1 protein-coding gene is annotated in these 298 nt (G+C 42.3%); it reads left to right on the top strand.

All coding sequences use genetic code 11. The annotated features are described in order from the left end of the window. Window positions 1-273 (top strand): DUF436 family protein (locus tag ACSG5Z_RS30820; RefSeq protein ID WP_435712854.1); only part of this gene is annotated, 273 nt, incomplete at its 5' end. Window positions 274-298 lie beyond the last annotated feature (25 nt).

Below are 298 nucleotides of genomic sequence, written 5' to 3'. Positions count from 1 at the left end.
ACGCCTGTTAGATCAGCAGGTGGTGCATTAGCAACATATGCGTATCACAATTTGAAAGATGCGGTAGTAATTGAGTTTATTAAAGCAGATGCAGGAATGGATATTGGTGATACATTTATCGGTATGCATTTAAAGCATGTAGCTGTTCCGGTTCGTACAGGTGTGAAGGAAATTGGAAGTGCGCATGTAACGATGGCCACGACACGTGGAAAACTAATTGGTGGAGCACGTGCTGTTTATGCGGCGAAGGAAGAGACTATAACTTGCCGGTAGACATGAAAATTATAAAGTCGCATAA

Origin of the sequence: Bacillus pretiosus (assembly GCF_051294775.1) — a bacterium.
Lineage (GTDB): Bacteria > Bacillota > Bacilli > Bacillales > Bacillaceae_G > Bacillus_A > Bacillus_A wiedmannii.
This window is presented reverse-complemented; position numbering and strand designations above follow the sequence as displayed.